Source organism: Actinomadura geliboluensis, assembly GCF_005889745.1.
GTDB classification, from domain to species: domain Bacteria; phylum Actinomycetota; class Actinomycetes; order Streptosporangiales; family Streptosporangiaceae; genus Spirillospora; species Spirillospora geliboluensis.
Genome location: NZ_VCKZ01000465.1, coordinates 1 through 6,775, shown reverse-complemented (window position 1 = coordinate 6,775; position 6,775 = coordinate 1). Strand labels below are relative to the sequence as shown.

Here is a 6,775-nt window from a genome sequence, read left to right as displayed (position 1 = left end):
CGCCCCGCCCGTCCGCCCGATGTGACCCGCGGCACCGTGGGACGGCCCGTACCGGCCGCCATCTGGGCGTCTTCGTGCGGGAACGCCGCAGGGGAGTCGAGAAAGTAAACCCCAAACTGGGCAAACGCTCCGCTGGTCGGGACTAGAGTGCCTTCAGTGAGCGAAGCGAGGAGCCACAGGGCCGGCAGCGGAGCGAACGAGATGTGCACAACGACCCCCGCGAACGCGGCCCCGCGCCGCCGGGCGAGGAGACACGTGAGCGAAGTGACGAGCCGTCCGAGGAAAGCGGCGAGCAGGCCGGGCGGCGCCATGCCGGTCGCCGGGCTCCCGGCCGTGAGGCGAGGAGAACGGTGAGCGAGCTGAACGGATCGGGCGGCAACCGCGGCGTCCCGGACGCGGCGGCGCCCTGGCCCGCCATGGGACGCGACCCGGGCCGCCCGCACGAGGCCGCGCCGCCGGCCCTGCCGGCCGCGCAGCAGCCGATCCAGATGGCCAAGCCCGGGCAGGGCGGCGGCCGCCACGGCCAGACCGGCGAGATGGTGCGCCCCGACGCCGAGCAGCCCGAGGCCCAGCCCTGGGACATCGTCGAGCGGCTGCGCCAGATGGCCGACCTCATCGGCGACGCGCTCGCCGCCGGGGAGCGCAAGGTCAGCGAGGCGCAGACCGAGACGGCCGCGCAGGTCGCCGCCGTCCAGCAGGAGAAGGAGTCGGCGCAGCGCGACGCGGCCGCCGCCTGGGGCGAGGTGCAGCGCGCCCGCGGCCAGGCCGAGCAGGCGGACCGCCGCGCCGTCGAGGCCGAGCGCCGCGTCACCGAGGCCCAGAACGAGTCCGCCGCGCAGGTCGCCGCCGTCCAGCAGGAGAAGGAGTCGGCGCAGCGCGACGCGGCCGCCGCCTGGGGCGAGGTGCAGCGCGCCCGCGGCCAGGCCGAGCAGGCCGAGCGCCGCGCCGTCGAGGCCGAGCGCCAGGTCGCCGAGGCCGAGCGCCGCGCCGCCGAGGTCCAGAACGAGGCCGTCACGCAGATCGCCGCGCTCCAGACCGAGAAGGAGAACGCGCAGCGCGACGCCGCCGCGGCGTGGAACCAGGCCCAGCAGGGCCGGGTCCAGGCCGACCAGGCGCGCGCCCAGGCCGACCAGGCGCGCGCGCAGATGGAGCAGGTCCAGGCCCAGATCGAGCAGGCCGAGCGCCGCGTCGCCGAGGCCGAGGCCACGGTCCGCCAGGCGATACAGCAGCGCGACGCCATGAGCGAGGCCCGCGACGACGCGCTGCGCGCCGTCGAGGACGCCGTCGGCGGGCGCCGCTCCGCCGAGGCCGAGCGCGACCGCGTCGCCGAGCAGGCCGCCGAGCTGTCCCGCGCGCTGGAGAACGCGCACGCGGAGCTGGCGCAGCTGCGCGCCAAGGTCACCGACGCCGAGATGACCGCGCAGAACCTCCAGCACGCGGTCGTCGCCGCCGGCAAGGAGGCCGACGAGTCGCGTCGCCGCGCCGAGGTCGCCGAGCGCCGTGCCCAGGAGAACGAGCGCCGCGCCCAGGAGGCCGAGCGCCGCGCGCAGGACGCCGAGCGCCGCGTCCAGGAGGCCGCCGGCCGCGCCGAGGCCGCCGAGGCCGAGCGCCAGCAGGCCCTCGACACGGCCGCGCAGTCCCTGGAGGCCGCCAAGAAGGCCGAGCGCGAGCGCGACGCCGGCGCCAAGGCCAGGGAGGCCGCCGAGCGCGCCCGCGAGGCCGCCGTCCAGGCCCAGGCGCGCGCCGAGTCCGAGCTGACCCTCGCCCGCGGCCGCGCCGACCAGGCCGGCCGCGAGCGCGACAAGGCCGTGACCGGGATGCGGCAGATGGCCGCCGAGCGCGACGCCGTCGCCGAGAAGCTCGCCGAACGCGACCAGTGGGTCGACCAGCTCGCCCAGGCCGTCACCGAGCAGCGCGCCCAGATCGCCGAGCTGTCCCAGGAGCGCGACGCCGCCCGCCAGGCCGCCGACCAGGCCCGCTCCCTGATCGACGAGCTGACCCGCCAGCTCCGCACGATCATGCCCAGCGCCGCCACCCCGCGCCTGTAGGGCCCTCTAGCACGCGACGGCGCCCCGACCCGGACCGGGTCGGGGCGCTCCGTGTCCTGCTGGGCGGGGAGTTCTCCAGGGTCGCGCCCGCCCAGGGCTGGACACTTGTTATCCTGGTGGCCCGTGGACGATGAGCTCGTCCGCCTCATCACGACCACGGGAGCGCCTTCTTGCCTTCGGCAGCCACTGGTAGATCACGTCCTACCAAGCATCTCTTCGTCACCGGCGGTGTCGCCTCCAGCCTCGGCAAGGGACTGACGGCGTCCAGCCTGGGGCGGCTTCTCACGCTTCGCGGCCTCCGGGTCACCATGCAGAAGCTCGACCCGTACCTCAACGTCGACCCCGGCACCATGAACCCGTTCCAGCACGGCGAGGTGTTCGTCACCGACGACGGGGCCGAGACCGACCTCGACATCGGGCACTACGAGCGGTTCCTCGACACCGAGCTGCACGGGTCCGCGAACGTCACCACCGGGCAGGTCTACTCCAACGTGATCGCCAAGGAGCGGCGCGGGGAGTACCTCGGCGACACCGTGCAGGTGATCCCGCACATCACCAACGAGATCAAGGACCGGATCCGCGGGATGGCGGACGACACCGAGGTCGACATCGTCATCACCGAGGTGGGCGGGACGGTCGGCGACATCGAGTCGCTGCCGTTCCTGGAGTCGGTCCGCCAGATCCGGCACGAGATCGGCCGCGAGAACTGCTTCTTCCTGCACGTGTCGCTGCTGCCCTACATCGGCCCGTCCGGGGAGCTGAAGACCAAGCCGACGCAGCACTCGGTCGCCGCGCTGCGCTCCATCGGCATCCAGCCCGACGCGATCGTGTGCCGGTCGGACCGGCCGATCACCGACGGGCTCAAGCACAAGATCAGCCTGATGTGCGACGTGGACCGCGAGGCCGTGGTGTCGGCGGTGGACGCGGCGTCCATCTACGACATCCCGAAGGTGCTGCATTCCGAGGGCCTGGACGCCTACGTGGTGCGGCGGCTCGACCTGCCGTTCCGCGACGTCGACTGGGGCGCCTGGGACGAGCTGCTGCGCCGCGTCCACAAGCCCGCCCGCGAGGTCACGATCGCGCTGGTCGGCAAGTACATCGACCTCCCCGACGCCTACCTGTCGGTGACCGAGGCGCTGCGGCACGGCGGGTTCGGCAACGACGCCAGGGTCCGCATCCGCTGGGTGAAGAGCGACGACTGCGAGACCCCCGAGGGCGCCAAGCGGGAGCTGGACGGCGTCGACGGCGTGCTCATCCCCGGCGGGTTCGGGGTGCGCGGCATCGAGGGCAAGCTCGGCGCGGTGCGGCACGCCCGGGAGAACCGGATCCCGCTGCTCGGCATCTGCCTCGGCCTGCAGTGCATGGTCATCGAGGCGGCGCGCAACCTCGGCGGGCTCGCCGAGGCGGGCAGCGCCGAGTTCGACGCCACCACCGCGCACCCGGTCGTCGCGACGATGTCCGACCAGCTCGACGTCGTCGCCGGGGAGCGCGACATGGGCGGGACGATGCGGCTCGGCCTGTACCCGGCCGACCTCGCCGACGGCTCGGTCGTGCGGGAGCTGTACGGCGAGGCGAAGGTGTCCGAGCGGCACCGGCACCGCTACGAGGTCAACAACTCCTACCGCGACCGGCTGGAGGAGGCGGGGCTGCGGTTCTCCGGCCTGTCCCCGGACGGCCGCCTGGTGGAGTACGTGGAGCTGCCGCGCGAGCGGCACCCGTTCTTCGTCGGCACGCAGGCGCACCCGGAGTTCCGGTCCCGCCCGACGCGCCCGCACCCGCTGTTCACCGGGCTGGTCGCCGCCGCCCTGGACTACTCCGAGCAGCGCGCGGGCGACGCGTGAGCGGCGCCCTCGGGGTCGGCGACGTCCGCGACCGGCCCGAGCGCTGGACCGTCGCCGGGTCGTCGGCGGCGTTCCGCGGGCCGGTGTTCGGCGTCCGGCAGGACCGGGTGGAGATGCCGCGCGGCGACGGCACCGAGATCGTCCGCCGCGACGTGATCGAGCACATCGGCGCCGTCGGCGTCATCGCGTTCGACGACCGCGACCGGGTGCTGCTGCTGCGGCAGTACCGGCACCCGGTGGGGATGCTGCTGTGGGAGGGGCCCGCCGGGCTGCGGGACGTCGACGGCGAGCCGCTGCGCGCGCTCGCCGAGCGGGAGCTGCTGGAGGAGGCCGGGTACCGCGCCGAGCGCTGGGACACCCTGGTCGACGTGTTCACCTCGCCCGGCATGGCCGACGAGCGGGTCCGGATCTTCCTGGCCCGCGGCCTGACCGAGGTGCCCGCCGAGGAGATCGGCTTCGAGCGGGTGCACGAGGAGGCCGACATGCCGGTCGTGTGGGTGCCGCTGGACGAGGCCGTCCGCAAGGTCCTGGCCGGCGACCTGCACAACATGGTCGCCTGCATGGGGGTGCTGGCGCTGCGCGCGGCGCGCGACACCGGCTTCCGGGACCTGCGGCCCGCGGACGCGCCCGAGGTCTGAGCCCGGGGCGCGCCCGGGGCCGAGCCCGCGGCGCGCCCGGGGGCCGGGCCCGCGGAGGTCCCCCTCGGGCCGCCGGACGGGGCATGATGGGCGGGACCCCGCAGTCCCCGGCCGGAACGAGGTGCCGCACTGTCCCCGAGCCCGTCCCCCCGGAGCGCCGCGCACGGCGCGGGCACGGCCTCCGCGCTCGACTCGGCCGTGCGGTCCTACCTGGGGCACCTGGCCGTCGAGCGGGGCCTCGCCGCGAACACGCTCAGCTCCTACCGCCGCGACCTGCGCCGCTACGCGCGGGTGCAGGACGCGCGCGGCCGCGCCGGCATCGGCGACATCACCGAGGAGGACGTCCGCGCGTTCCTGCTCGGGCTGCGGGAGGGCGACGCGGACCATCCGCCGCTGTCGGCGGGGTCGGCGGCGCGGGCGCTCGTCGCGGTGCGGGGCCTGCACCGGTTCGCGCTGCGGGAGGGCCTCGCCGCCCGCGACCCCGCGCACGACGTCAAGCCGCCGACGCCGCCGCGCCGGCTGCCGAAGGCGATCTCGCTGCCGGAGGTGGAGCGGCTGCTCGCGGCGGCGGCCGGGCCGTCCGGCGACCGCGGCGCGGCGCGCGGCCTGCGCGACCGGGCGCTGCTGGAGCTGCTCTACGGGTCGGGCGCGCGGATCTCCGAGGCCGTCGGCCTGGACGTCGACGACCTCGACCTGCGGGACGGGATCGCCCGCGTCGCCGGCAAGGGCGGCAAGGCCAGGGTCGTGCCGATCGGCGACTACGCCCGCGAGGCCGTGGACGCCTACCTGGTGCGGGCGCGGCCCGAGCTGGCCGGAGCGGGGCGCGGCGGCCCGGCGCTGTTCCTCAACGCGCGGGGCGGGCGGCTGTCGCGCCAGGGCGCCTGGATGGTGCTGCGCGCCGCCGCCGACCGGGCGCAGCTGTCGGAGGTGTCGCCGCACACGCTGCGCCACTCGTTCGCGACGCATCTGCTGGACGGGGGAGCCGACGTCCGCGTCGTGCAGGAGCTGCTCGGGCACGCGTCGGTGACGACGACGCAGGTCTACACGCTGGTGACGGCGCAGTTGCTGCGGGAGGTCTACGCAACTTCGCACCCCCGCGCGAGGAGCTGACCGGGGGTGCGCATTCGGGGAGGAACGGGACGGACCGGTCGCGGCACAAATCGCGACGTTCGGCGCGCGTCGGCTTGTGGCCCGGGGTGGACGGCCCTAGAGTCCCCGTTCTGGATGGCATTTCCGGGCCGCCGGGGAGGGATCTGGTGACCAGCACAGACGGTGCGGAGGGAGTCCTTTCCTCCGCCACCATAGAGACCGATCCGAGCCGGGCCCTCGGGCCCACTCAGCGACCCGTGCCGGTGTTCCCCGAGCCGGAACCCCTGGCCGAGCACGGGCCCGCGCGGATCGTGGCCGTCTGCAACCAGAAGGGCGGCGTCGGCAAGACCACCACGACGATCAACCTGGGCGCGGCGCTCGCCGAGTACGGCCGCCGCGTGCTGCTCGTCGACTTCGACCCGCAGGGCGCCCTGTCGGTCGGCCTCGGCAAGGGCGACCCGCGCCAGCTCGACGTGACGATCCACAACCTGCTGCTCGAGCACGACACCGAGTGGGAGGACGTCGTCATCGAGACCGGCGTCGACGGGATGGACCTGCTGCCGAGCAACATCGACCTGTCCGGCGCGGAGGTCCAGCTCGTCCACGAGGTCGGGCGCGAGTACATCCTTCAGGGCGCGCTGAAGTCGGCGGTCCCGCACTACGACTACATCCTCATCGACTGCCAGCCGTCGCTCGGCCTGCTCACGGTCAACGCGCTCGCCGCCAGCGAGGGCGTGCTGATCCCGCTGGAGTGCGAGTACTTCGCGATGCGCGGCGTCGCGCTGCTGATGGAGACGATCGACAAGGTCCAGGGCCGGATCAACCCGGAGCTGGTCATCGACGGCGTCCTCGGCACGATGTACGACTCGCGGACGCTGCACACCCGCGAGGTCCTCGGCCGCATCGTCGAGGCGTTCGGCGACAAGGTCTTCCACACCGTCATCAACCGGACGGTGCGGTTCCCGGACGCGACCGTCGCCGGGGAGCCGATCACGTTCTTCGACCCCAGTTCGATGGGGGCGAACGCCTACCGGAGCCTCGCCCGCGAGGTCCTCGTGCGGTGGGCCGAGGCGGAGTGATCCGGCCCGGCGTTCCCCGACCCCCCTGACGGAGCGCACATGGGCTGTCTCTTATACCCATCTCCGAGCCCACGAGACCC

At 74.6% G+C, this 6,775-nt stretch carries 5 protein-coding genes; all 5 read left to right on the top strand.

Annotation, left to right across the window (positions count from 1 at the left end; all coding sequences use genetic code 11):
* Positions 1–350 precede the first annotated feature (350 nt).
* The gene (locus ETD96_RS38570; protein ID WP_138641438.1) at positions 351–2,048 is read left to right on the top strand and encodes a coiled-coil domain-containing protein; all 1,698 of its coding nucleotides are present in this window, start codon (positions 351–353) and stop codon (positions 2,046–2,048) included.
* 170 nt (positions 2,049–2,218) lie between these two features.
* Positions 2,219–3,889, top strand: a complete 1,671-nt coding sequence (locus tag ETD96_RS38565) for a CTP synthase (RefSeq protein ID WP_138641437.1) — start codon at positions 2,219–2,221, stop codon at positions 3,887–3,889.
* On the top strand, positions 3,886–4,527 hold the full coding sequence (locus tag ETD96_RS38560; RefSeq protein WP_138641436.1) for an NUDIX domain-containing protein: 642 nt from the start codon (positions 3,886–3,888) through the stop codon (positions 4,525–4,527). The genes ETD96_RS38565 and ETD96_RS38560 overlap by 4 nt, the downstream gene beginning before the upstream one ends.
* A gap of 198 nt (positions 4,528–4,725) precedes the next feature.
* Positions 4,726–5,637, top strand: a complete 912-nt coding sequence (locus tag ETD96_RS38555; protein ID WP_171069440.1) for a site-specific tyrosine recombinase XerD — start codon at positions 4,726–4,728, stop codon at positions 5,635–5,637.
* A 191-nt stretch (positions 5,638–5,828) separates the two neighbouring features.
* Positions 5,829–6,695, top strand: coding sequence for a ParA family protein (locus ETD96_RS38550; protein WP_240808533.1), 867 nt, complete (start codon positions 5,829–5,831; stop codon positions 6,693–6,695).
* Positions 6,696–6,775 lie beyond the last annotated feature (80 nt).